Source organism: Bacillus sp. UNC438CL73TsuS30 (assembly GCF_000482325.1).
Taxonomy (GTDB): Bacteria; Bacillota; Bacilli; order Bacillales; family Cytobacillaceae; genus Neobacillus.
In genome coordinates this window covers 25,506-50,832 of the sequence record NZ_KI535300.1, presented here as the reverse complement: position 1 = coordinate 50,832, position 25,327 = coordinate 25,506, and the positions used below count along the sequence as shown (strand labels likewise).

Genomic DNA, 25,327 nt, shown 5'->3' with positions numbered 1-25,327 from the left:
CAAATAGCCACCTTATTATGACACTCGTTACAGGATTCAGCGCAGCTATTATCCTGTTTGATAAATTACACCAACAATTCGGTTGTTTGTTCTTTCTAATGAATCTTTCGTCTTAAACGTATCTTCTTTTTTGGTTTTATTAGCCTTTACGACTAAAATAACACCATCACATTGATTTGCTAGAATCTGAGAGTCCGAGGCCGTTAAAAAAGGAGGAGCCTCAAAAATAACAACCTCAAATTCTGCTTTACATTTTCTGACCATCTCTTCTATTTTACTTGTTACCCATATGTCCGATAGATTTAAAGGACTAGGACCAGCAGGTAAAACATCCAAGCCCGGTACCAATGTTTCTTTATAATAAAGTTGAATCTCTTCATTATTCAAAATTACATTCGTTAAACCACTCTCGTTTGTTAACTGAAACCAATTGTGTAATGAAGGTCTTCGGATATTTGCATCAACTAATAAAACCTTTTTCCCTTGTTCAGCATACGATATAGCTAATTTAGCTGAAATGATTGATTTTTCTCCATCATAATTGGGGGATGTCAGCATAAATAACGACGATTTTCGACTAGATACTTGATCAACCTTCGTTCGAATCATTCGAATTTGTTCCGTACTTACGAAATCTTCATTCAACTTAAGCCTTTGCATTATTTTTTTTGTTTCATCCCTTTTCATATACACCGATATGCCCCCCATTACTTTCATTTAAGATTTGAGCTTGCTGGCGCTTTATTTTTCTTTTGTTTCGAGATTTGTTTATTTTACTTTTCAAATTAACTTCTCCTAAAACTAGTATGCCAAGAATTTCTTCAATTTCTTTTTCATCCTTAATCGAATCATCCCAATACTCTCTTAGCATTGAAAGACCTATTCCAAGAAATAATCCAACCGCAACACCAATAGCGATATTTAATGTCACACTTCCTACTTTCTTTGCAGTAGGCTTTCCATTCGCATCACTTAACAATTTAATGTCTTGAACACCAAATACTTCCTTCATTTTATTTACAGATGTAGTCGTAACTAAATTGGCAAGTTCTTTTGCATTTTCTATATCATTATCCCTAACCACCACATTGACAATTTGTGAATTTCTATTATTTTGAACCACAATCTTCTTCTCTAATTCGCCTTCTTTTATATTCAACTTTTCCTGAACAGAATTTAGCACAACTGGACTTTTTATAAAGTCCATGGTCGAGGCAAGTAACATACTTATCTCTTGCGAATCAGTATAGGCACCTTTATCACGTACTAATTTTCCAATTAGAATATTTTCGGTTGCTTCATAGGTTGGTTTTATAAAATAAATGGATAATATAGTTGTTAGTAAAAACACACATAGGACTGTAATAATAATCGTGAGTATCCTTTTTCGAATGATATTTAAAAACATTCTCAAATTTATTTCCCCGTTCATGATAACCTCCTAAATTTCCATTATAACGAACAAAAAATGAGTATTTCACTTTTATTAAGAGCAATAATGCTGCAAGGTTCTATTTTAAATTCAATGTTTTTTCTTCAGGTGAAGAATAGTAATTATATTCCCCATTATCTTCAATATATTTTGAACCGATATTCGAATATAAACTATTCCTCATAGAATCCTTTGAAAAATTTATTATTGGTTTATCTTCACCTAACAAATGAACGTCCCAAATTATTCCTTCGAATTTATTATCAGAACCGCTTACTGTTATTGCTTTTTTAGTATTTTTAGATACTTGAATTTGAAGTCCACTAAAGTCATTACCAGAACTTTCATTTGGAACACTTACGGAACTATTCATATCAATACAGCTTATACAATCATCTAGTGTTAGATTAATAAATCGGTTGCCGTTAATAAAACTATACTTATTATCCTCTGGTTTTTTAGCCTTCAATTTAACACCTGTATGAAAGCCTGCTATTTTCATATCTGAAAAATTCACAAAACAAATGTATTGATCCGAGCCGCCGGCATATAGATGAAGGCCTGTGCCCTTGTGTGAACCGCTAGTGTTTAAGATTGTGACATTTTTGATTTGGGTTCTATCCCATGACCAAAATTTTTGATTGCCATCTAAGTAAATAACATCTGAATCAAAGTTTTCGTCCGCCACTTCAAATATTCCATTTGTAATGGATGCATTTTTTTTCACTATAATTGCTTGAAAGTTGCCGTCTATCAGTAGCCTTGTATTTTGACCAAATTCTAATTCAACACCCTCTGCTAAAACTAACCCGCTCTTTAAAATATAGTTCTTATTTCCTAGTAGCTTTACTTTTCCTATCTTTGATTTTTGGCTATAGTTAATTGCTCTCTGTATAGATTCAGAATCATCCTTTGAATCCTCACCATTTGCGCCAAATTCATCCACATTAACATATTCAGGTTGAACATTTCCTGCCTTGGTCATCCCTTGATTTTTAGCTACATGATTGTTATATAGAAGTAAACAGATCACTAAGAGAATTGCTGAAAAATATATAATTTTAGTCCTTCGAATCATAACTTTCTCCTACAAACATTAATAACTACCGAAGTAAATCAATTAAATTCTTTACTAAGAACATTAAATTTCAATTTCCCCATGGAAAATAATTTAGACCGTGAACTGCAGCGGAAGAGGCCATAACTACCTGTTATTAGAACTATCATGCTTCACCTCGTGTGAAAATTAATTTTTCCTACTGCCTTGTTTCTCATTTTCGATGGCCACACTTATTTCCTTTAAATCAGCATTATTAATCAATCCCGATTCAAGAGCAGCTTTAATAAATTCACTCCAATTTGTTACATGTACCTTTTTAGTATTCGTTGATTCAGAAATGTCTTTATTAGGATATAAAAGTGTATGAAGATCGACATCCAAAGCTGCAGCAATTTTTACCAATACTTCAATAGTAGGATTGGTCTGAATATTTCTTTCGATATGGCTTAAATAGGATTTTGAAATATCCGTTTTCTCTGCTAGTTGAGATAAGGTAAGTTTTTTTTCCTGCCTTAATTTTTGAATTTGTGAACCTAACATAATTACCCCCTATAATAAATTTCACTCTCCTTTTGTTCCATTATAATGAATAATTAGTTCTTAGTAAAGAACATATAATGTCGAATCTACTTATATTTAACTTCATTAATCGGTTTAGCTTTTCATGGAATTCATGTTCAATTCCTACTTATCATTCGAAGGATAGATGACCATTAAAACTTTACCCTTGATATCCTCAACGAATTCTTTCAAATCCACACTCTCTACTTCTTGTCCCATTTCATATGAGGCAACTAAAATTTCAAGTAATTTTTGTTGGGTCAATTTTTGTGAAATATTCATTTAGCTATCCTCTCGATATTTTCCTTTAATTTTACTTTCCAAACCATTCTTTATTAAGAACCACAATTATAGAATATTACCATAATTTATGATAGTCAATTATATTTAATTTGATTATTTTTGTTTATTTTAAAAACAAATTGACATCACCAATAATTTGTAGTAAATTTTATAAATAATCCAAATAATTTAATTTCTTATCAAGAGAGGTAGAGGGAATGGCCCTAAGACACCTCAGCAACCTTCAATGGCTTCGTTCATTGAAAAGGTGCTAAGTCCTGCAAATTACCATTAATAATTTGCGAGATAAGAAGAATGACATATGTGAGCGTCTGACAAAGGTCTTCTTCTTAAAGAAGACCTTTTTTATTTTATTTAAAAAATTGGAGTGGTCATCATGTACAAAATCGAAACGAAACTTGCTCAAATTGGAAACCGCAGTGAAACCGTAACAGGAACCGTGAATCCGCCGGTTTATTTCTCTACCGCCTTCCGTCACGAAGGAATCGGCCAGTCAACCGGATATGACTATATCCGTACCGGAAACCCAACACGCCAGTTGCTTGAAAAAACAATTGCTGATTTAGAAGGCGGCGATCAAGGCTATGCCTGTAGCTCTGGAATGGCTGCCATCTTGACAATTCTTTCCTTATTCCAATCCGGTGACGAATGGATAGTCAGCGAAGACCTGTATGGCGGGACCTACCGCATATTGGAACAAGGTTATAAGAAATGGGGCTTAACCGCTCAATATGTAAATACCTGTTGTCCGAGTGAGATTGAAAGTAAGATTACCCCTAAAACAAAGGCCATCTTCCTTGAAACTCCGACAAATCCTCTTATGCAGCAATCAGATATCGCCGCTGTTTCTGAAATTGCTAAGAAACACGGGATTTTGCTGATTGTTGATAATACATTTTATACTCCTCTCCTACAGCAGCCGATCCTGCTTGGGGCAGATATTGTGATTCACAGTGCGACCAAATATCTAGGCGGTCATAACGATGTGCTCGCAGGACTCGTTGTTGCAAAAGGACAAGAATTATGTGAAGCCCTTGCTTTCCATCACAATGGTGCTGGTGCCGTGTTGAGTCCATTTGATTCCTGGCTATTAATGAGGGGAATGAAAACATTATCACTCAGAATGAAGCAGCACGAGAAAAATGCGAAGCAACTTGTGGAATATCTCTCCAACCATGAAGATGTTAAGGATGTCCTTTACCCTGGGAAAGGTGGAATGCTTTCTTTCCGAGTCAAAGAAGAATCATGGGTGAATCCATTTTTACAAGGATTATCCCTAATTACCTTTGCAGAAAGTCTTGGCGGTACGGAAAGCTTCATTACTTATCCAGCAACACAAACACATGCAGATATCCCTGAGGAAGTTCGTTTTGCCGCAGGTGTCGATAATTGTTTACTTCGTTTCTCGGTAGGAACGGAAGATGCGGAAGATTTGATTAATGATTTAGAAAAGGCCTTTGCCAATATTCATGAAGGAGTGATCATCAATGGAAAATAAAGATATTTGTTTCGAAACGCTGCTTTTGCATAATCGTCATAAAATTGACCCGGCTAACGGTGCTGTAAGTGTACCTATTCAGCATGCTTCTACTTTTCATCAATATGATATCGACCAATTCGGGAAGTATGACTACAGCCGCAGTTTAAATCCAACTCGTGAAGCACTCGAAGATGTTATTGCTGAATTAGAAGGCGGCGTGAAAGGATTTGCTTTTTCCTCCGGTATGGCTGCGATTTCCACAGCTTTCCTTCTCCTTTCTGCCGGAGACCATATTGTCATCACAGAGGACGTATACGGTGGAACATTTCGGATGGTCACACAGGTCCTTACACGTTACAGAATTGAACATACCTTCGTTGATATGACGAACCTGGATGAGGTAAAGGCAGCAATCCAGCCGAATACCAAAGCTTTTTATGTGGAAACTCCTTCGAATCCGACTTTAAAGGTTACAGATATTAAAGCGGTTAGTGAATTAGCAAAGGAAATTGGAGCGTTAACATTTGTTGATAATACATTTTTAACACCAGCATTACAAAAACCATTGGAACTTGGTGCCGATGTTGTACTTCACAGTGCTACTAAGTTTTTATCCGGGCACAGTGACGTCGTTGCAGGTCTTGCCGTGGTAAATGATGCAGACCTCGCTCAAAGACTTGGATTCTTACAAAATTCCTTTGGCGCAGTCCTTGGCGTTCAGGATGCATGGCTGGTTTTAAGAGGGCTTAAAACGCTCCATGTTAGACTCCAGCAATCTCAAAACTCAGCTATTAAACTTGCGGAATATTTAAATTCGCATCCGCTCGTTAAATCAGTCTATTATCCGGGTCTTAAGGAACATCCTGAGCATGAACTTCAAGCGGCACAAGCGGAAGGGCCTGGAGCCGTATTATCATTTGAATTCAATGATGAAGCAGAATTAAGAACTTTCGTTTCTAACGTTAAATTACCTGTTTTTGCCGTCAGTCTTGGAGCGGTTGAATCGATTTTATCTTATCCGGCGAAAATGTCACATGCTGCAATGCCGCAGGACGAAAGAGAAAAGCGCGGGATCACAAACAGCCTGCTTCGTCTATCCGTAGGACTCGAAAACCCAGATGATTTAATCAAAGATTTTTCACAAGCATTTGCGCAAATTCGCCATGAACAATTAGTGCTGCAGCAAGGAGAATGACAATGAGCTTTTTAGACAAATTGAAAAATCAAATCTTGATCGCTGACGGTGCGATGGGAACACTGCTTTATTCCTTTGGAAAGGATTCTTGTTTTGAGGAGCTGAATCTCTCCCACCCCGAGCAAATTCAACGTATTCATAAGGCGTATATCGAGGCCGGGGCGGACGTCATTCAAACGAACACCTATGCAGCAAACTACTTAAAACTTGTCCGGTACGGACTAGAAGACTCGGTAAAAGAGATTAACAGTGCCGCAGTCCGTAACGCAAAGTTGGCGGCCGGGCAGGATGCTTATGTGCTGGGAACAATTGGCGGCAACCGTGGGATTAAGCCGGATTCGATAACCATCGAAGAATTAAAACGGAGTTTTCGTGAACAGCTTTATTGCCTTCTACTAGAAGGGGTAGATGGATTGCTGCTCGAAACGTTTTACGATTTGGAAGAACTAGAAACGGTCCTAACCATTGCAAGGAAGGAAACAAAACTTCCCATCATTGCTCAAGTTTCTCTCCAGGAGCCCGGGATTCTTCAGGACCGGACCCCTGTCAATGATGCGTTAAGAAGATTAGAAGGAATCGGGGCGGATGTAATTGGACTGAATTGCCGGCTTGGCCCGCACCATATGCTTCTCGCTTTGGAGCAGATTGAACTCCCGGAACATGCCTTTTTATCTGCTTATCCGAATGCAAGCCTCCCTGCTTATACGGACGGAAAGTTTCATTATGAAGGAGATGCCGATTATTTTCGGAAGTCAGCTCAGGCCTTCCGTAACGAAGGAGTACGCCTCCTTGGCGGATGCTGCGGAACAACACCGGAACATATCAAAGCTTTTGCTTCGGAATTAAAGAATGCTGTTCCAATTGTCGAAAAAGTTGTAAAATTAAAACCAAAGAAAATAACGATTGATGATCGAACCCCTGAGAGAGAATATCCTCCTCTTGAAAAGGTTGTAAAGGAACGGCCATCCGTTATCGTAGAATTAGATCCACCTAGGAAACTAGATTCTATTACTAAGTTCTTTGAAGGCGCAAAAGCATTAAAGAAAGCCGGAATCGACGCGATTACGCTTGCAGACAATTCCCTTGCCACAGTAAGAATTGCAAATGAAGCATTAGGTTACAGGGTGAAAACGGAATTAGGAATGCGGCCGCTGATTCATCTCGCATGCAGGGACCGCAATATTATCGGCTTACAATCTCATTTAATGGGGCTTCATACCCTCGGGATGAATGATGTTTTAGCGATAACAGGCGATCCAGCTCGAGTAGGAGATTTTCCAGGAGCTTCTTCCGTATATGATGTGTCTTCATTTGAACTGATACAAATGATTAAACAGTTGAACGAGGGACTGTCCTTTTCTGGCAAAGACCTCGGGCAAAAAACAGACTTCAGCATTGCGGCAGCCTTTAACCCAAATGTCAGAACCCTTGAAAAAGCGGTAAAACGTTTGGAGAAAAAAATCGAATATGGGGCCGATTACTTTATCACCCAGCCTGTTTTTTCAGAGGAAAAATTAATCGAAGTCTATGAAAATACGAAACATCTAAGTGCACCAATCTATATCGGACTAATGCCGCTTACAAGTAGTAAAAATGCCGAGTTCCTTCATAATGAAGTTCCTGGAATTAAAATTGCTGATTCGATACGTGACAGAATGGCAAGGTTGAATGATCAACCGCAGCAGGCGGTTCGAGAAGGAATTGAGATAACGAAATCATTAATTGATACAGCATTAGATTTATTCAATGGAATTTATTTAATCACTCCATTTTTACGGTATGAGATCACAGCTGAGCTGGCAGCCTACACGAACCAGCGCGCGAACGAAATTAGGGGGAACTTCTATGTCGAAAGCACCTTTCAGTGAACAATTACAAAAACGAATTCTTGTCATGGACGGCGCAATGGGAACCATGCTTCAACGTGCTGACCTAAGTGCCGAAGATTTTGGCGGAGAAGAATATGAAGGCTGTAATGAGAACCTGAATTTAACTGCACCCGCGGTGATTGAAAATATCCACCGCGAATACCTTAAGGCCGGGGCAGACATTATCGAAACGAATACTTTTGGAGCAACCAGTATTGTTTTAGATGAATATGATTTGGGCTACAAAGCCTATGAATTGAATAAGGTTGCCGCACAAATTGCCAAAAAGGCTGTTGATGAAGTATCTACTTCAGACTGGCCGCGCTATGTTGCTGGTTCAATGGGACCCACCACGAAAACATTAAGTGTGACGGGCGGAACTACTTTTGATGAACTTGCTGCCTCTTACGAAGAGCAGGCAGTAGGCTTAATTGACGGTGGAGTCGACCTTTTGCTCCTTGAAACAAGTCAGGATATGTTGAACGTGAAAGCTGGTTTCATCGGAATCTCCCGGGCTTTTGAAAAAACAGGCAAAACATTGCCTTTAATGCTTTCCGGAACCATTGAGCCGATGGGAACCACACTTGCCGGTCAAACGATTGAATCCTTTTATATTTCTGTCGAACATATGAAACCTGTCGCCGTTGGCTTAAACTGTGCAACCGGTCCAGAATTTATGCAGGACCATATCCGTTCTCTTTCGGGTCTAGCAACCACTGCTATCAGTTGTTATCCAAATGCTGGGCTGCCTGATGAAGAAGGACATTACCATGAAACACCTGATACCTTGGCAAAAAAACTTTCCGACTTTGCTGCACATGGTTGGCTGAACATTGTCGGCGGCTGCTGCGGAACCACTCCTGAGCATATTCAGGCAATTGCTGAAGCAATGAAAAATTATCAGCCGCGTGAACTGAAGTCCTCCTCTGTCCATATGGTCTCAGGAATTGATCCATTTATTTATGATGATCCAACACTAAGACCGATCATGGTTGGAGAACGGACGAATGTCATTGGATCCCGCAAATTCAAACGGTTAATTACCGAAGGCAAATTTGAGGAAGCATCGGAAGTTGCTCGTGCCCAAGTAAAAGGCGGCGCACATGTTATCGATATTTGTCTTGCAGACCCTGACCGTGATGAAATCGTCGACATGGAAAAGTTTATTAAAGAAGTGGTTAAAAAAGTAAAAGTTCCACTCGTAATCGATTCAACCGATGAAAAAGTCATTGAAAGAGCGCTTAAATATTCACAAGGAAAAGCCATCATCAATTCGATTAACCTTGAAGATGGCGAAGAGCGCTTTGAAGCAGTCGTTCCTTTGATTCACAAATATGGCGCTGCTGCTGTTGTGGGAACCATTGATGAAAAAGGCATGGGCGTAACGGCAGAACGCAAGCTCGAAATTGCGAAACGATCCCATGACATACTCGTTCATAAATATGGTTTAAAATCGGAGGACATCATTTTTGATCCACTTGTTTTCCCGGTTGGAACAGGTGATGAACAATATATTGGGTCCGCAAAAGCGACAGTGGACGGAATTCGGTTAATTAAAGAAAACCTTCCAGGTGTGCAAACCATTCTTGGAATCAGTAATGTTTCCTTTGGACTTCCTCCTGTTGGAAGAGAAGTTTTAAACTCCGTATTCCTTTATCATTGCACACAAGCAGGATTAGATTATGCCATTGTCAATACAGAGAAGCTTGAGCGGTTTGCTTCCATTCCTAAGGAAGAAGTCGAAGCGGCTGAAAAACTGTTATTTGATACAACAGATGAATCATTAGCTACCTTTACTGAAATGTACCGTGGAAAAAAGAAAGAAGCTAAATCAACTCTTCCTGACATGACCTTGGAAGAACGACTCGCCTACTATGTTGTCGAAGGAACAAAAGAAGGCTTGCTGCCGGACTTGGATTTAGCGCTAGCTAAATACCCTGCTCCCCTTGATATTATTAATGGTCCTTTAATGGAAGGCATGAGCGAGGTTGGCCGTCTTTTCAATGACAACCAATTGATTGTTGCTGAAGTGCTGCAAAGTGCTGAAGTCATGAAGGCTGCCGTTACCCATTTAGAGCCGCACATGGAAAAAGGCGATACCTCTGCCTCTAAAGGAAAAGTGATTTTAGCAACGGTTAAAGGCGATGTTCATGATATTGGGAAGAACCTAGTGGATATTATTCTCGGCAATAATGGCTATCAAGTCGTAGATTTGGGAATCAAGGTTACCCCAGCAGACCTGATTCAAGCGATTCGAAAAGAGCAACCAGATATCGTTGGTTTATCCGGCTTATTAGTTAAATCCGCCCAGCAAATGGTCTTAACCGCACAGGATTTAAAAGAAGCGGGTATTTCATTACCGATTTTGGTTGGTGGTGCCGCCCTTTCTAGGAAATTTACTGATACAAAGATTTCCAAAGAATACGATGGTCTTGTTCTTTACGCAAAAGATGCAATGACTGGTTTAGCACTTGCTAATCAAGTACAAACCCCTGAGGAACGCGAAAAGTTATTGGAAGAAAGACAGGAAAAATTGGCCGCTGCGGAGGTTGTTCATGATTTTAGCCATCTTCGAACAGCAAGTGCTGTTGCAGTAAAGGTGAGACCATCCATTTCAACGAATGTTCCTGTTTTTGTTCCAAAGGATACAAAACGCCATTTGTTACGTTCCTATTCGCTTTCACATATTGAACCATATATCAATATGCAAATGTTGATTGGACACCATCTTGGTCTTAAAGGCAAGCTTTCAAAATTACTTGCCGAAAAAGATGAGAAAGCATTGAAGATCAAAGAGATTGTCGATCAATTGCTTCAGGGTGCAAGTTCAGAAGGCTGGATTACTCCAGCTGCTGTCTATCAATTCTTCCCTGCTAACTCAGAGGGTAATAAAATTTATATTTATGATCCAGAAAATCCAGAGCAAGTGATTGAAACGTTTGATTTCCCTCGTCAGGATTCTGAGCCGCATCTATGTTTAGCTGATTTTGTGAAATCAGTGGAAAGCGGAGAAAAAGATTATGTAGGCTTCTTTACCGTTACTGCTGGGAGAGGCATTCGTGAAAAAGCAGACCAGTTTAAGGCTGAAGGACGCTTTTTAGAAAGCCATGCACTTCAGGCGCTTGCTTTAGAGTCAGCTGAGGGCTTTGCGGAGTTAATCCACAGGCAAATGCGCGATCGCTGGGGATTCCCTGATCCACTTGATTTTACAATGCAGGATCGTTTTGCTGCAAAATATCCCGGACAGCGTTTTTCATTTGGCTACCCTGCCTGTCCTGATTTAGAAGATCAAAAGAAATTGTTTAAATTAATTCAGCCGGAGGATATCGGCATTCAGCTTACCGATGGCTGCATGATGGAACCGGAGGCTTCTGTCTCGGCGATGGTATTTGCCCATCCGGAAGCAAGGTATTTTAATGTGTTGAAATAAAATTTTCTTTAAAATCCCGCGGAATTCAATGTGATTCCACGGGATTTTTGTTATTCATTCATAGTAGCCAATCTGTGAACATTCCTTGACATTTCCTCTAAACAGGCATATAGTTACCTAGGTAACTAATTTGCAATTTTGATCTGGAGTGACTTTCTAAATGTATAACCACGAACTTTTCCATACCCTTCACCAGCTATCCAGACATCTCACCAATAAATTGAATGAAGTCTTGAAGCCAATGGGTTTATATGGTTCACAGTGGGCCGTTATTTTTGCTTTAAAAACAAAAGGCTCCTTAACCCAGAAAGAACTATGTGATTATTTATTCGTTGAAGCCCCTCCAATGACCCGCACGATTCAAAGGCTCGTCAAGCAAGGATATGTTAGACAGGTTCCTGGTAAAGACAAACGCGAAAAACATATCCAATTAACGGATGCAGCTTTAAATGAATATCCCAACTGGGAACGGGCTGTAACGGAACAAAACAAATTGTTATTAACGCATCTTCCTGAAACATCTCAGAAAGAACTATGTACGATTCAAATGGACTGGTTACATAAACTTTTAAAGGAGTGATTTCCACATGTCGAAACCGAAATTGTGGACAAAGGATTTTATTAGTATATCCCTAAGCAACTTTTTTCTGTTTTTAACTTTTTATATTTTGCTAGTGACTCTTCCTATTTTTGCGTTAAAGGAATTCCACAGCAGTGCTTCACAGGCAGGTTTAATGACCACTGTATTTTTGCTCTCCGCTATCATTTCGCGTCCGCTTGCAGGCCAATGGCTAGAACGGGCAGGGAGTAGAAAGGTCTTGTTAGCTGCTTTAATCATTTTTGCAGGTGCCTCCCTCTTTTACTTTTTTCCAAAATCAATCACCGGCTTTCTCATCATTCGGTTATTGCATGGAGTTGGCTTCGGCATGGCAACAACTGCGGCTGGGACGATTGTGGCTGATCTGATACCTTCCTCGCGCAGGGGAGAAGGAATGGGCTACTTTGTGATGTCAATCAACATGGCGATGGTATTAGGACCGTTTCTAGGATTGCTTGCCATTCAGCAATGGGGCTCTAGTTGGTTGTTTACTTTAACACTAGTCGTTGCAATTGGTGCCCTTCTTACCGGTCTTAGTATTAAACTTCCGAAGAAAGAGCAGCAAGTGGAGCCGACAGTACAATCTTCCTTTTCTGTACGGAATTTATTCGAAGCATCCGCTGTACCGATCTCAATTGTTGGCGGCTTCTTAGCCATCGTCTATTCGGCGCTTCTTTCCTTTGTATCCGTTTATGCGAGCGAAATACACTTGGCAAATGTAGCAAGTCTATTCTTTGTGGTCTACGCTGCTTTCTTATTGCTTTCAAGACCTTTTACCGGAAAATGGTTGGATCAATATGGATCAAACGTCCTTTTCTATCCATGTATTATCCTTTTTGCGATCGGGCTTTTGGTATTAAGTAAAGCGGATGGAGCGTTTACGTTCCTCCTATCAGCCGCTTTAATCGGGCTAGGATGGGGAACATTATTTCCAACCTTCCAAACGATCGCGATTCAATATGCTGCTCCGAAAAAACGTGGATTGGCTACGGCTACCTTTCTATCAATCTACGATACCGGTATTGCCCTAGGATCATTTTTCATCGGACTAGTGGCCGCGAAAATGTCTTATAGCTCTCTATATTTCTTATGTGCTTTCTATGTTTTAATTGGTGCCGTACTCTATTACTTCTTTCATCATGCAAAGAAACGGGAGTCGTCACCTAATTTAAAAAGCCAGGAACAATAATCTATTCACCTCTATATAAGGGGTATTATATAATGGTATTATTCTTTATATATGAGGTGATAAGAGTGGCAAAATCAAAAGCCAAAAAGCTGCGCGAAAAAATGGAACGCGAAGGAAAGCTGAATCCTGATCTAAAACGGAGCCCCTTTGTGTTCGCAGATATGAGAACACGAACAACCAAAACAAAAAAAGATTCCTTATACAAAAACAAGTACAAGAACCATTATTCCACAGAAGGAAAAGATGGTTCTTTTTATTTTACTCGGAAGTGGACATACTTCTTATGGAAAGACTTCGATTATAGAGCAGTTTGTTTTACAATATTTTGGATTTAAGTTAATCTAAATAAGAATTATTATAATTTAAATTGGAGGTATGGGAATGTTTGATGTAGTGATCGTTGGCGCAGGTGCAGCTGGAGCAAGTGCTGCTTTATTTACCGCAAAAGCTGGAAAGAAAACGTTGGTTGTTGACAATGACAAAAGCATGACAAAACGCGCTTGGATTGAAAATCATTATGGTGTAGCAGAAATCACAGGTCCAGATTTAATTGAAATTGGTAAAAAACAAGCAAGTAAATTTGGCGCTGAACTAGTTCAGGCTACAGTAAACAATATCGTTAAAACAGATAATGGCTTCAAAGTGGAAACCGATGAAAATAGTTATGAAGCACAACATGTTATTATTGCTACTGGTGCGTTAGTTAATCTTGCTGAAACAGTTGGCTTAAAAACCAAGCCGGGTACAGAGCCAAGAATTAAAACGGTTCTAGATGTAACTGCTGAAGGAAAAACAAATCTAGATGGGATTTGGGCAGCTGGAACAGTTGCTGGTGTGAGTGTACATACGATCATAACTGCTGGTGACGGAGCAAAGGTTGCCATCAACGTAATCAGCGAATTAAACGGCGAACGTTACGTTGACCATGATGTCTTAAAATCATAATTTAAGGGAGAAACCGAAAATGCCGGGAAAGAAAATGGACCATGTGGGGATTATGGTAAAAGATATCGATGCTTCCATTAAATTTTATCAAGAAATCGTGGGAATGGTGCTGAAGGATAAATTCATTCATTCTGATGAATCGATGACCTTAGCCTTTCTCGGTTTCAATGGCTCCGATGAAACAGAACTAGAGTTAATTCAAGGTTATAATGACAATCTCCCTCAAGAAGGCAAAGTACATCATTTTGCTGTGTTGGTCGATGATATTGAAGCAGAATTCAATCGTATCAAAGGATTAGATGTGAAATTGATCGACGAAGAAATCACAACACTCCCAAACGGTTACCGTTATTTCTTTTTTCACGGACATGATGGCGAATGGGTTGAGTTTTTTCAAAGATAATTTTTTAGAGGGGCTCTTTAGAGCTCCTCTTTTTTTGCTTCCGAACGGCTTGCCGCCTGAATTTCTTTTTCATGGATGGCAATTGTTTTTTCTAAAAAACCACTGATTAATGCCAGCTGCTCTTCATTATAATGAGAACAGAGTTCAGTCATCGATTTGTTTAAGGGTAAGAAATGCTCTTTAATGGAGCATTGATTTTCTTTTACTGGTACAATAATGACCCGTCGGCGGTCGTCCGGATCCTTCTCCCTCCTGGCATATCCCGCCTGCTCGAGCCGATCAATAAGAGCTGTAACAGACCCCGTACTCAGACCGGTAACTTTACTTAATTCCCCTGCCGTAAGCGGGCCAGCTTCATTCAGAATGTCCGCTGTTTTAAAATCAGTATGAACCAAGCCAATTGAATGGGCAGCGGTTTGTTGAAAAAGAACCATCCTTGTGCCCAGTTTCCGCAAATTTTTTATAAGAGTATTTACAGTGTCAGGATGATCAAAGAAATCCATTGACATGTTTCATCCTTCCTTTTAAAATTACTTTATCTTGATTATCAAGATAATAGGTTTCCTTAGTTTATTTCATCTTATCAAACTTTTTTACCCTATGAAAGAAAATCTAGGAAGTCCATAAAAAGAAGGAGACATTGCATGATTAAAAAAGATAATAATCTTAAATTTGTTGTGGCTGGAATTTTATTAGCTATTTTAATGGCTGCCATGGATAATACAATTGTCGCAACGGCGATGGCTACCATTGTTTCAGATCTTGGAGGCTTCGACAAATTTATTTGGGTGACCTCTGCCTATATGGTAGCGGTTATGGCCGGTATGCCGATTTTCGGCAAACTATCTGATATGTACGGGCGCAAACGCTTCTTTATTTTTGGTTTAGTCATCTTTTTAGCCGGTTCTGCCCTTTGCGGAATTGCCCAAAGTATTATTCAGCTAAGCATTTACCGTGCCATCCAGGGGATTGGCGGTGGAGCACTAATGCCGATTGCTTTTACCATTGTTTTTGATATTTTCCCACCGGAAAACCGTGGAAAAATGACTGGATTACTTGGTGCCGTTTTTGGCGCTTCAAGTGTGTTGGGTCCATTATTAGGGGCTTATATTACTGACTATATTAGCTGGCATTGGGTTTTTTATGTCAATGTCCCAATTGGAATCGTTTCGCTTTTCTTAATTATTCGTTTCTATCATGAATCCCTTCAGCATTCTAAGCAAAAAATTGACTGGGCCGGTGCCATCACCCTTGTTATTTCGGTCGTTAGTTTAATGTTTGCTCTTGAGCTTGGCGGCAAGGAATATGACTGGGATTCGGCTCAAATTATTGGCTTGTTTGCTAGCTTCTTCGTCTTCTTTGTGGCCTTTTTTATTGCTGAATTTAAAGCAGCAGAGCCGATATTGCCACTTTGGCTCTTTAAAAGACGATTATTTGCCACCTCGCAAATTCTTGCGTTTTTATATGGCGGTACATTTATAATATTAACAGTGTTTATTCCGATTTTTGTTCAGGCTGTTTATGGCGGCTCAGCTAAAAATGCAGGGTTAATTTTGACTCCAATGATGTTAGGGTCGGTTGCAGGAAGTTCTGTCGGGGGGATTTTCTTAACGAAAACCTCTTATCGAAATTTAATGATTATTTCCATCATATCCTATTTTGCCGGGATGATTTTGCTTGGAAATCTGACAACGGATACCGCACGCTGGATGCTTACGCTTTATATGATTCTTGTCGGGTTTGGTGTTGGGTTCTCTTTTTCCCTTTTACCAACTGCATCGATTCACAACTTGGAGCCGCAATACCGCGGAACGGCCAATTCCACCAACTCCTTCCTTCGCTCATTCGGAATGACGCTTGGGGTAACGATTTTCGGCTCAATTCAAACGAATGAATTTACTGATAACTTGAAGGAAGCTTTTAAGGGGATGCAGGGAGCAGGCGGCCAAGGCGGAGCTCCTTCTATGTCTAACATGGACCCGCGTCAAATCTTCGAAGCTAGTGAACGCGCAAAAATCCCTAGTTTTATCTTGGATAAGATTGTTCACGCGATGTCTGATTCCATTACACATACGTTTTTACTTACATTGATTCCAATTGTAATCGCAGCTGTAACCATCTTTTTCATGGGGAAAGCAAGGGTTGTCGTGGCGAAAAAAGGATAAATGGCTTAGCACTGGTCTCTTCAAGAGCCAGTGCTTTTTTTAAAACTTCACGAATTCGTCATTCCATATCCATCTTTTCTGCAAATTCTTGATTTATGATGAAGGTAAGAAAAGAAAGGAGTTGTTTATAATGAAAAAAATTGCAATGAGTATTTTTAGTGCAGCACTAATTCTTGGCGCCGGTACAGCAGTTTTTGCAGCAGGAAACAGCAACTCTGGTAATGGTCTTAACTTCGAAGAAATGTTGCCTTTTATGGAAAAAATGCATCCTAATTTAACAAAAGAAAAGATGAAAGACATGTACAAAGCGTGTCATGTAAAGGGCGGGATGATGGAAAATACTAATTCTAAAAAAATGATGGACCGGTTTTAATAATTTTGTAAAAGGTTTGGTACTCTCCCAAACCTTTTTTCTCATCATTAATATTAGTTACTCTCCAAACTTTCCGTCCATATAATCGCGGTAGGCTTGGCGAATTTCTTCTTCTGTATTCATTACGAATGGCCCCCGGGCAACGATTGGTTCGTTTAAAGGTTTTCCTGCATAGAGCAATACTAGCAGTTTTTCTTTCGCTTGAATGGTCACTTCGCTCGCGTCCCCTTCTACACCTTTGCCTAATTGCATTGCCTGGCCATTTTGGGCTTCTACCTTATTTTTCCCGAAAAATCCGCTTCCCTCCAGTACATACATGAAACCACTATAGTCTCCAGGTAAGTCCTGGGAGATAATTGCCCCTGGTTCTAAATTAATTTCAACAAATGTTACTGGAACATAGTTTTTCGTGGAGGATTTTATTCCGCCCGATGATCCAGAAAAAATACGAATCAGCGCACCTTCTTCTTCGCGGACTGGCATATCTTGACCTCGAAGGTTTTGATAGTGCGGCTCGGTCATTTTGTGTTCACGAGGAAGGTTAACCCATAGCTGTAAGGAATGAACGGTGTCGCCTTCTGCTGGGTCTTCAATGTGAATGACGCCTCTTCCGGCCGTCATCCATTGAACATCGCCAGGTCCTAGCTCTCCTTTGCCCGCTTTATTGTCATTATGTTCAAGTTTTCCTTCGATGACATAGGTTACGGTCTCAATCCCGCGATGGGGATGAAAATCGAAGGTACCTTTTTTGAAAAAATCTTCGGCCAGGAAAAGAAACGGATCAAATTCATGCATGTTAGCCGAATCGAGCACCATTCCTGCCGCATGGATTGGGCTGTGCTGATGATGCTGTACGGTCCAGGTTCGTTGTATTTCTCTTTGTATCATTTGTTTGCCTCCGTTCGTGTACGGGTATTTATTTTGAATTCAAGATAATCATAACGTTGTATAGGTGGTTTTTCAATTAATATGCTGGTGGATTCTTCTGGGTATAATGGATTCGCTGATAAATTGGTTTAATCCGCTGATAAATGTATCAGATCCGCTGATAAATCTTCGTGATTCGCTGATAAAAGGTAAAGATTCGCTGATAAGGTATTTGTTCAAAAAGATTTTACAAATCATTTAGTTTTCTGGAGAACTTTTATGCTAATTTTAAGAAGAAAAAATAAAAGGAGTGATCATTTTGATCGTAAAAGAAAGAACAATCCCATTAAAAATTCTCATTTTATCCGCTATTTTGCGGCGTATTCCCTTGAGTCATGCTAGATACCAGCAAATTTCAGATGAATTAGGCAGAAGACAAGCTGGATACGAGGGAGAACAATCATTAGATTTTTACTATCGCGAACTCCCCAAACAGAAATATCTTATTTTCCACGATCTAAACCTTCCAGATGGTGACTACAACTCCCAAATTGATACTCTTCTCTTAACAGGTGAATTTATCCTAATTATTGATGTGAAAAATATGGCCGGAAAATTAATATTTGATACGGAAAATGAGCAATTTATCCAAATTAAAGGTGAGGAAGAAAAAGGATATTCCTATCCAATCGCACAGGCAGAAAGGCATCAAGAATACATAAAGAAACTAATGGCTGTAAATCATTTTCCCCCTGTTCCTGTTGTTTACTTAGTTGTTATAAGCAATAGCTATGCTTCGTATGTCATTACGGGAAAAAATTCTTACAAAGTAAAACCAAAGGTATGTAAAGGGGATGTGATGTTAAAGAGAATTCAGGATCTCGAAGGTATTTATACTACTCCCATTTTACCAGCGAAAGACCTCCGTAAGCTTTCTCGACTTCTATTGAAAATGAACACTCCGCCTACAGGTTATTTTCTTCAGAAATTTGGTATCAAGAGGTCAGATTTATTAACTGGCGTTCACTGCCCCTACTGTAAATATCTCACTATGATTCGAAAGAAACAGAAATGGTTTTGTCCTAAATGTCAGCAGTATTCTAAGGATGCGCATTTAGATGCGCTTAAGGACTATTTTTTATTGTTTGATATGAAAATAACAAATCGGGAGTTTCGGAAGTTTATGCGCATAGACTCAATTGATCTAGCTGGAAGATTGCTGCGCTCTACAAATTTGCTTTTTTCCGGAACAAAAAAGAATCGATTTTATTATCCTGCTAATATCCAATGGTGTATTTAGCCTACATTTTTAGATTCGCAAATAAAATAGGTTAAATCGCAAATAAAGAGGCATGATTCGCAAATAAAATAAGTTAATCCGCAAATAAAGGGTGAAAATTCGCAAATAAGTATTGATAGCCACTGTTTTAGAGGCTTTTTTATTTAAATAAATCTAATATTAGTCCAATTTTACGAGAAAGGACGCCCAGTTCAGGCGTCCTTTCCAATTTTTTATCTAGACAAAGCAACCTTTTCAAAGAAAACACTTAAAGAAATGCATCCTCATCCGAATTAAACCTCAATATCCTTACCTTCTTCAACAATATGGAACAATAAATGTGCTAAATGGTGTATCGGGCCGTACTCTTCTTCCTCTTCCTCAGTTTCTTCGTTAAATTCGAGGTCGTTTAGGTAAAGTGCCGTGAATTCATAAAAATCCTCTAGTCGGAAAGAGTAGCAGCCAATAGGTTCTTCATTGTCTTCCTCATATTGAAGCATTAAATAAGAGACAACGCCGTCGACATCTTCTGCATCAAAAAAGACAAAAAAGCCAATGTTTGTATCTAAGTCAAATAAATGCCTTGTTCCGCCTTCGGTTGCTTTTTCAAAATCCTCTTGGCTTAGTTTTTGTATTTGCATGCTATCTACATTGTCTTCCTGATGGAAACTAACGATAAATGATTGCATAATAACCTCCTGAAATTTAATCAACACATACAGTTATCATGCCCATTTTTACCATTAAATCCTCTATTATGGCACAAATAAATTTGCTTTTTCTTGTTCCTCCAAAAATTCCCCTGTTCCACCGGCTGCTTCCAAGGCCGCACCAATCGACTGAAGCCAATCACCTGTTATGGCTAATTTTTGAGCGTCTAGTTTAAGTTTATTGCCATTTCCTGTAATTTGCCCCGATACTCCAATCGCTTCAAAAAATGTGCCTAGTGCTTGAATGCCGGCACCCGTTAGTACTTCTTTTTCAGGAATCGAATCTGGATTATCGCTAATCTCCCTTAACTTCGCAATCCCTAAGAATTCGATTGTTGCCCCAATCACCTGAATCCAAACACCAAGTGCAATTTGTTTTTCAAAATTTAGCCTCTTTTGTTCCAACTCCGATAAATTTCCATTCTTATTACTCATGAAGACACTCCCTCAAAAGAAGTCTGCTTCCTATACTTTATTCAAATTTCTAAAAAACGGTGTCCAATAAAAATAAGCTAGCAAAACGCCTAAACGTTTTAGCTAGCTTATAGGTTATTCAATTATTTTAACGAAACCCAGACGCTCTTGACTTCCGTATAGTTGTTCAATGCATACGATCCCATTTCACGGCCAATTCCGGATTGTTTGTAGCCTCCGAATGGTGATGCTGCATCAAAAGCATTGTAGCAGTTTACCCATACAGTACCTGCACGGAGTTTGCCTGCAATATAATGTGCCTTCGCTACATCCTTCGTCCAAACCCCTGCAGCTAAGCCATACTCGCTATTATTTGCGCGATTAATCAATTCATCCAGGTCCTCATATGGCATAGCGGAAATAACTGGTCCAAAGATTTCTTCTTTAGCAATCGTCATTTCATCACGGACATCGGCGAAAATTGTTGGAGAAACAAAGTAGCCTTGTTCATATGGCTTATCTCCACCAACCAACAATTCCGCACCTTCCTTCAAACCTTTTTCAATATATCCAAGCACGCGTTTTTGTTGTTCATCAGATACAAGCGGTCCGATTTCCGTATCAGCATGTAAACCAGCACCCTGCTTAATTTTTTTGGCATGGCTGACCATATCGGCAACAACATTATCAAATTGTTTCTTTTGAATGAATACGCGGGACCCTGCACAGCAAACTTGGCCTTGGTTGAACATTACTCCATTTAAGGCACCAGGGATAGCTTTTGTTAAGTCCGCGTCAGGTAAAATAATATTTGGTGACTTGCCGCCAAGCTCAAGTGTTACGCGTTTAAGCGTTTTGGAAGCTTTCTCCATAATGGATTTACCAACTTCAGTTGAGCCTGTGAAAGCAATTTTATCAACTAACGGATGATCAACAAGCGGCTGGCCGGCTGTTTCACCGAAACCAGGGACAATATTGATTACTCCTTCTGGGAATCCTGCTTCTTGAACTAATTCAGCCAAATATAAAACAGACAGCGGAGTCTGTTCAGCCGGTTTTAATACAACCGTACATCCAGTCGCTAGAGCAGCACCCAGCTTCCACATCGCCATTAACAGCGGGAAGTTCCATGGAATAATCTGTCCGACGACTCCAACTGCTTCATGGCGGGTATAGTTAAGGAATGGTCCGTTTACCGGGATGGTTTGCCCAACAATTTTTGTTGACCAGCCGGCATAATAGCGCATATGTTCAACGGCAAGCGGAATGTCCGCATTAGACGTTTCCCGTATTGGCTTTCCGTTATCAAGTGTTTCTAATTGGGCAAGCTCTTCTTGATTTTGCTCCATTAAATCCGCTAACTTGTACATTAAGCGGCTGCGTGCAGCTGCACTCATTTTCGACCAAGGGCCTTCATCAAAGGCTTTCCTAGCAGCTTTTACTGCACGGTCAATATCCTCCGGACCGGCTTCGTAAACTGCAGCGAGTACTTCGCCCGTAGCAGGATTATACGTATCGAATGTTTTTTGAGAGAGACTTTCAACAAATTGACCATCAATATACAGTTTCTTTTTCCCTAATAGAAATTTTTCCACCTTTTCTTTTAGACCGACTGATACTTGACTCAAATGTAATTCCTCCCTATGTACAAGATTCTGAGAATAAAAGCAATTTGTATGCGCTTTCAACCCTCGAGTTTTATAGTATCATTGTTAAAATCTAGTAATCAACCAAAAACAATTGAAAAATTCAAAATCTTATCGACAAAAATCGGGTGGTGACAGGCACCACCCGATTTTTGTCGAATCAATCTTCTTCTTTTGGATCCTCTTGATAATGTTCATTTAATAGAGGATTTTCTGTGGTTGCAAAGTTGACGGTTAGTAGGCTCATTTCTGGGTCTAGTCCGTAGAGGCCTTTTGCCAGTTGTTCTATTTCTTCGCCACTTTGAAATTGGGGTTCTTTTTCTTTCATCTTATTCATCCTCCTCTTGTATTTTTATTTTTTCTATTATATACAAGAAGAGTTAATTTACTCGTGGAAAACCAAATCCTGATGCATAGTCATCTCCTGCAGCAGCTCCAGTTCCGCCTAAAATATCATTAGCCCTTGCAAACCATATCGTCCATCTTTCTTTTTCAACCACCGGAAAAGATTTCGTTACTCGTTCTCCAATACCATCAGCTAGAATCTGAACCTGTTCATCGTTTAATTCAAACAAAATCGAACGGCCTTTACGAGAAATAATCTCTTGCTTTAATTCATCCAGTGAATGATAGGCTTTGCGATTTTCCCAAAAGGGCAGAACCTCTACATGCTGAAAGCCTGCCTCTGATAAATAAGCATTAATTGTGTCGGCTGAATGCCTTCTTGCAATATCCTTTTTCAGCAATTCCGGATAAAATTCAAAAAAGTAACCACGAATATGCTCATCACTTCCTGCTAATGAACAGTCCTCAATTGTCCGGTCCTGAATAATGAATACACCGTTTTCATTTAAAATTCGCTTAGCCTCCGCGAAGCATTCTGGTAATTGATGATCCTTTAAATGATGGATTAACGCCCGCTCCAACAGCACGTCTACTGTCCCACCTGGAAGATTTGTTTCGCTGGCTGTTCCAACCTGGAAGCTAATTTGCGGATATTCCCGGCAATTCTCCTTCGCTCCAGCAATCATATTTTCAGAGATATCGACTCCAATGATCTTTGCCGCTCCCAATTTTGCTAATGCAACTGAATAGATTCCACCGCCTGCACCAATATCCACTGCAATCTTCCCAGAAACATCTGCCCTTGATTGAACTAACTCCATCCACTGTGGGTCGACAAACCGTTTGGTATAGGTTTCTTTTTCAATTGAATTAAAAAATTCCTTGTTCATTCCCCTCACCTCATTTTTAACATTACTGGATACAAACAAATTATTCCAATCGTCATTTCTTATGCTTCATAATAAGGGAAGATTATAAAGCTGACTATATTGCAGATTACTCATTCGAACATCTACACTAAAAAAACAAATGACAATTTAAGTTTGAATATTTTATAATAGACTTTGCCTATTAGTATATTTTGGAAGGGATGGATAAATCTGATTAAAAAAATATTGTTTCTCCCTATACAAGTAACCGCCATTTTGGCTGGCTTTGTTTTTTTAATGAATATCCCTATATTTCTTCAAATCAATGCTGAAGAAAAAAGAATCGATATGGATCTTAGCTTATATTGGGAGTACTCAAAAAGTAACTTAAGCTGGTTTCTACATATCAAAGACGAAGTTCCATTTATTTTTGAATATTTAAATGCTTCTACCATTGATAAATATTATTATACAATGAGCATTTTATCCCTGGCCCTTTTGTCTGTCATCCTTATCGGGATGGTTGTTTCCGCTGCCATCATGATGCTTCCGGCAAATGTCCGTAAAAGATTAAAAGGGTTGATTGATTTTACAACCACAGCTCCCGAACTATTAATTATCTTTCTGTTACAATATTTAGTCATCTACATCTATAAAACTTACGGGATTAAATTGTTTCAGTTATATGGCGGGATGAGTACACAACCATATTTTTTACCTGTTTTCGTGGTGTCTTTTCTTCCTGCCCTCTTTTTGATTCAGTATTTATTAAAGGTATTTGCGGATGAAGAGGTAAAGGATTATGTTCTTTTAGCAAGGGCAAAAGGGCTTTCGCGGGGAACCATTTATTTTAAACATATCATGCGTAACGTGATTCCTTTATTACTAATTCATTTAAAAGTAATTATTTGGTATATCCTTACAAATATTATTGTCGTTGAATACTTATTTAATATTGATGGCTATATTGTAATTGTGAAATCCTTCTATGCTAAGCGGATTGTCCCATATATAATCAGTCTTCTACTTTTTGCCGTTCCTGTTATTCTCTCACAATTACTTGCTTGGATTGTAACCATTAGAATGAACAGAAAGGAACAGAACAGTCTATGAAGATATTCAAATACAAAAAAACAATTTTTGGCTTACTGATCTTGAGTCTAATCCTAATTCTAAGTTTCCTTTATCCCCTATACGGTCCACCTGACTTCAACACGACAATCATTCTATATGATAACAAAGGTAAGATGATTGATATTCGACCTTTTTCTCCTTCATCGCATTTCCTTCTCGGTTCTGATCGAAATGGAGCAGATATCCTGCTGATGATGATTTATGGTGCCAAATATACAATCCTTATCACCTTTGGGATCACCATCCTAAGATTTTTGATAGGAGGAGTGTTAGGAATTATATTTTCCTTCTGGCTTAATCTGCTGTTGCCAATTGTAAAAAACTTATTTGTTGTTTTTCGGATCATTCCCCCCATTATTATCACCTTATTACTGATTACAGCTACTTCAACTACTTATATAAAAGGGGCTGTTCCTTTCATCATTGTTTATCAGATGATCATACTAGTCCTTATCGGAATTCCTTCTGTATTAATCAATACATCCGATATCATCTCTGAATTAAAGGGAAAATCCTTTATACAAAGTTCCTACTTAATGGGAGCGGGTCATTTCCATATTATTAAAAGGCATTTGAAACCCTATATGGCCTCCTACGGTTTGATCATCTTTGTTCAACAATTACTGAATACATTGGTATTAATCATGTTTCTTGGTACCTTCAATATTTATATGGGTGGGATTTCGGCGGAAGGAATTGCCGGAACGGAGCAGATCGGAATGGGAATTGGTGCTCATAGTGTTCCAGCCCAGGATGCTTCACTAACGAGGGAATGGTCAGGATTAATCGGTCAAAACTATCGAGAATTTTACAGAGTCCCCTGGATTATCTTGGCCCCCTTATTTGCCTACTTCTTTTTAATTCTACTAATTAATATGATGAAAAAAGAGCTTGAAGCGGGAATGGATGCCCATTACACAAAAAAAGGGAGGAAAAATAAAAACCAAGACAAGCGTACTGAACCAATCCTTTCCCCCGACTTTACTTTTCAAAATTACAAGGAGATAGAAAAATGACAGGCAACGAATGTGCCTGTCATTTTTATTATAAAAAACTAATAC

25 protein-coding genes and 1 riboswitch are annotated in these 25,327 nt (G+C 39.2%); of the genes, 13 read left to right on the top strand and 12 right to left on the bottom strand.

Annotation, left to right across the window (positions count from 1 at the left end):
- Positions 1 to 48: 48 nt before the first annotated feature.
- The 5 genes from M028_RS31260 to M028_RS33220 all read right to left on the bottom strand — a co-directional run bounded on the left by M028_RS31260 (position 49) and on the right by M028_RS33220 (position 3,335).
- On the bottom strand, positions 49 to 687 hold the full coding sequence (locus M028_RS31260) for a CpsD/CapB family tyrosine-protein kinase (RefSeq protein ID WP_231510918.1): 639 nt from the start codon (positions 685 to 687) through the stop codon (positions 49 to 51).
- Entirely contained in the window at positions 674 to 1,432 is a 759-nt protein-coding gene (locus M028_RS0128040) for a YveK family protein (protein WP_026576790.1), read from the bottom strand. Before M028_RS0128040 ends, M028_RS31260 begins: the two co-directional genes overlap by 14 nt.
- 79 nt (positions 1,433 to 1,511) lie before the next feature.
- Positions 1,512 to 2,510 carry a glycosyl hydrolase family 28-related protein gene (locus tag M028_RS31255; RefSeq protein ID WP_051591293.1) on the bottom strand — a complete coding sequence of 333 codons (999 nt, stop codon included), beginning with the start codon at positions 2,508 to 2,510 and terminating at the stop codon, positions 1,512 to 1,514.
- A gap of 168 nt (positions 2,511 to 2,678) precedes the next feature.
- Positions 2,679 to 3,032: a helix-turn-helix domain-containing protein gene (locus M028_RS31250; RefSeq protein WP_035424983.1), complete on the bottom strand. Its 354-nt coding sequence runs from the start codon at positions 3,030 to 3,032 to the stop codon at positions 2,679 to 2,681.
- A 144-nt stretch (positions 3,033 to 3,176) separates the two neighbouring features.
- The gene (locus tag M028_RS33220; RefSeq protein ID WP_155925871.1) at positions 3,177 to 3,335 is read right to left on the bottom strand and encodes a hypothetical protein; all 159 of its coding nucleotides are present in this window, start codon (positions 3,333 to 3,335) and stop codon (positions 3,177 to 3,179) included.
- A gap of 194 nt (positions 3,336 to 3,529) precedes the next feature.
- A riboswitch (SAM riboswitch) is annotated at positions 3,530 to 3,648 on the top strand.
- 84 nt (positions 3,649 to 3,732) lie between these two features.
- Between M028_RS33220 and M028_RS0128020 the strand changes: the two genes are divergently transcribed.
- From M028_RS0128020 to M028_RS0127980, 8 genes are all read left to right on the top strand, one after another.
- Positions 3,733 to 4,854 (top strand): methionine biosynthesis PLP-dependent protein, encoded by a 1,122-nt coding sequence (locus tag M028_RS0128020; RefSeq protein ID WP_026576789.1) that lies wholly within the window; start codon positions 3,733 to 3,735, stop codon positions 4,852 to 4,854.
- Positions 4,844 to 6,031, top strand: coding sequence for a cystathionine beta-lyase (gene metC, locus M028_RS0128015; protein WP_026576788.1), 1,188 nt, complete (start codon positions 4,844 to 4,846; stop codon positions 6,029 to 6,031). Before M028_RS0128020 ends, metC begins: the two co-directional genes overlap by 11 nt.
- A gap of 2 nt (positions 6,032 to 6,033) precedes the next feature.
- Positions 6,034 to 7,899, top strand: coding sequence for a bifunctional homocysteine S-methyltransferase/methylenetetrahydrofolate reductase (locus M028_RS0128010; protein WP_026576787.1), 1,866 nt, complete (start codon positions 6,034 to 6,036; stop codon positions 7,897 to 7,899).
- Positions 7,877 to 11,329, top strand: coding sequence for a methionine synthase (gene metH / locus M028_RS0128005; RefSeq protein WP_026576786.1), 3,453 nt, complete (start codon positions 7,877 to 7,879; stop codon positions 11,327 to 11,329). Before M028_RS0128010 ends, metH begins: the two co-directional genes overlap by 23 nt.
- A gap of 160 nt (positions 11,330 to 11,489) precedes the next feature.
- Positions 11,490 to 11,909, top strand: a complete 420-nt coding sequence (locus tag M028_RS0128000; RefSeq protein WP_026576785.1) for a MarR family winged helix-turn-helix transcriptional regulator — start codon at positions 11,490 to 11,492, stop codon at positions 11,907 to 11,909.
- A 7-nt stretch (positions 11,910 to 11,916) separates the two neighbouring features.
- Positions 11,917 to 13,116, top strand: coding sequence for an MFS transporter (locus M028_RS0127995; protein ID WP_026576784.1), 1,200 nt, complete (start codon positions 11,917 to 11,919; stop codon positions 13,114 to 13,116).
- A gap of 381 nt (positions 13,117 to 13,497) precedes the next feature.
- Positions 13,498 to 14,061 carry an FAD-dependent oxidoreductase gene (locus M028_RS0127985; RefSeq protein ID WP_026576783.1) on the top strand — a complete coding sequence of 188 codons (564 nt, stop codon included), beginning with the start codon at positions 13,498 to 13,500 and terminating at the stop codon, positions 14,059 to 14,061.
- Between the two features lie 19 nt (positions 14,062 to 14,080).
- Positions 14,081 to 14,464, top strand: a complete 384-nt coding sequence (locus M028_RS0127980) for a VOC family protein (RefSeq protein WP_026576782.1) — start codon at positions 14,081 to 14,083, stop codon at positions 14,462 to 14,464.
- 17 nt (positions 14,465 to 14,481) lie between these two features.
- On the opposite strand, the gene M028_RS0127975 is transcribed toward M028_RS0127980, so the two are convergent.
- On the bottom strand, positions 14,482 to 14,967 hold the full coding sequence (locus tag M028_RS0127975; RefSeq protein ID WP_442852808.1) for a MarR family winged helix-turn-helix transcriptional regulator: 486 nt from the start codon (positions 14,965 to 14,967) through the stop codon (positions 14,482 to 14,484).
- Between the two features lie 141 nt (positions 14,968 to 15,108).
- Between M028_RS0127975 and M028_RS0127970 the strand changes: the two genes are divergently transcribed.
- Entirely contained in the window at positions 15,109 to 16,629 is a 1,521-nt protein-coding gene (locus M028_RS0127970; RefSeq protein ID WP_026576780.1) for an MDR family MFS transporter, read from the top strand.
- 130 nt (positions 16,630 to 16,759) lie between these two features.
- Positions 16,760 to 17,002, top strand: a complete 243-nt coding sequence (locus M028_RS0127965; RefSeq protein ID WP_035424980.1) for a hypothetical protein — start codon at positions 16,760 to 16,762, stop codon at positions 17,000 to 17,002.
- Positions 17,003 to 17,059: 57 nt separating this feature from the next.
- On the opposite strand, the gene M028_RS0127960 is transcribed toward M028_RS0127965, so the two are convergent.
- Entirely contained in the window at positions 17,060 to 17,890 is an 831-nt protein-coding gene (locus tag M028_RS0127960; RefSeq protein ID WP_026576778.1) for a pirin family protein, read from the bottom strand.
- Positions 17,891 to 18,188: 298 nt separating this feature from the next.
- On the opposite strand from M028_RS0127960, the gene M028_RS0127955 reads away from it, so the two are divergent.
- Positions 18,189 to 19,169 (top strand): nuclease-related domain-containing protein, encoded by a 981-nt coding sequence (locus M028_RS0127955; RefSeq protein WP_026576777.1) that lies wholly within the window; start codon positions 18,189 to 18,191, stop codon positions 19,167 to 19,169.
- Between the two features lie 272 nt (positions 19,170 to 19,441).
- Here M028_RS0127955 and M028_RS0127950 read toward each other — a convergent pair whose 3' ends face one another.
- From M028_RS0127950 to M028_RS31240, 5 genes are all read right to left on the bottom strand, one after another.
- Positions 19,442 to 19,837, bottom strand: a complete 396-nt coding sequence (locus tag M028_RS0127950) for a hypothetical protein (RefSeq protein ID WP_026576776.1) — start codon at positions 19,835 to 19,837, stop codon at positions 19,442 to 19,444.
- A 66-nt stretch (positions 19,838 to 19,903) separates the two neighbouring features.
- Positions 19,904 to 20,293: a hypothetical protein gene (locus M028_RS0127945; protein ID WP_026576775.1), complete on the bottom strand. Its 390-nt coding sequence runs from the start codon at positions 20,291 to 20,293 to the stop codon at positions 19,904 to 19,906.
- Between the two features lie 122 nt (positions 20,294 to 20,415).
- The gene (locus M028_RS0127940; RefSeq protein ID WP_026576774.1) at positions 20,416 to 21,900 is read right to left on the bottom strand and encodes an aldehyde dehydrogenase family protein; all 1,485 of its coding nucleotides are present in this window, start codon (positions 21,898 to 21,900) and stop codon (positions 20,416 to 20,418) included.
- A 178-nt stretch (positions 21,901 to 22,078) separates the two neighbouring features.
- Positions 22,079 to 22,246 carry a hypothetical protein gene (locus M028_RS33485; RefSeq protein WP_197031488.1) on the bottom strand — a complete coding sequence of 56 codons (168 nt, stop codon included), beginning with the start codon at positions 22,244 to 22,246 and terminating at the stop codon, positions 22,079 to 22,081.
- 52 nt (positions 22,247 to 22,298) lie between these two features.
- On the bottom strand, positions 22,299 to 23,153 hold the full coding sequence (locus M028_RS31240) for a class I SAM-dependent methyltransferase (RefSeq protein ID WP_051591292.1): 855 nt from the start codon (positions 23,151 to 23,153) through the stop codon (positions 22,299 to 22,301).
- Positions 23,154 to 23,429: 276 nt separating this feature from the next.
- Between M028_RS31240 and M028_RS0127925 the strand changes: the two genes are divergently transcribed.
- Together M028_RS0127925 and M028_RS0127920 are read left to right on the top strand one after the other, a co-directional pair.
- Positions 23,430 to 24,245, top strand: a complete 816-nt coding sequence (locus tag M028_RS0127925; RefSeq protein ID WP_197031487.1) for an ABC transporter permease subunit — start codon at positions 23,430 to 23,432, stop codon at positions 24,243 to 24,245.
- The gene (locus M028_RS0127920) at positions 24,242 to 25,282 is read left to right on the top strand and encodes a hypothetical protein (protein ID WP_026576772.1); all 1,041 of its coding nucleotides are present in this window, start codon (positions 24,242 to 24,244) and stop codon (positions 25,280 to 25,282) included. Before M028_RS0127925 ends, M028_RS0127920 begins: the two co-directional genes overlap by 4 nt.
- Positions 25,283 to 25,327: the final 45 nt, after the last annotated feature.